2 pseudogenes are annotated in these 544 nt (G+C 58.3%); both read right to left on the reverse strand.

Annotated features, from left to right (window positions below):
• Positions 1-261 (reverse strand): annotated as a pseudogene (locus PA598K_RS31420) (YIP1 family protein); the annotation flags it as partial.
• Positions 258-544: pseudogene (locus PA598K_RS31425) on the reverse strand (hypothetical protein); the annotation flags it as partial. The pseudogenes PA598K_RS31425 and PA598K_RS31420, both read right to left, overlap by 4 nt.

A 544-nucleotide genomic window follows, 5' to 3' on the forward strand; every position in this document is an offset into this window, starting at 1 on the left:
CCAGTTGGCCACGCACCAGAACAGCACAGGCACGATGACGTACGCGAGCTCCAGCAAGCTGTTCATATACTTGGGATTGTTGAAGTTGACGAGGAAGCCGCTATACTGCCGCTGCAGGATGACGGTCAGCGCCAGCAGCCCCAGGATAATCCAGGCCGCGATCAGTACGCCCTTGCGGTCGCGCTCGTACTTGAGATCCCAGAAGCCCTGGAACGGGCGCACGATCAGTTGAAGCGGATAGGTGACTTGCTCACGGTTCATACAGGCACGACCTTCTTTCTCGCCTTCGATTTGAGATACCGTCTCACGAGCAGCAGCGCGACGATGGCCAGCACGATGCCGGTCATGATCGTCGAGAAATGCTCGCGCAGCACTTCCTTGCGCAGCAACTGATACGCCTTGGAGTAATTGGCGCGGTCCATGCTCTGCCTGAAGTAATGGACGGCATCGCCGTAATTGCCCTGACGCAGCTCGGCCTTGCCGATGCCGGCGTAGGCGTATTCCAGATTGGCATTGAGGTTGACCGCCTCATAGAAGTGGCGGG

Source organism: Paenibacillus sp. 598K (assembly GCF_003851045.1).
Classification (GTDB): domain Bacteria; phylum Bacillota; class Bacilli; order Paenibacillales; family Paenibacillaceae; genus Paenibacillus_D.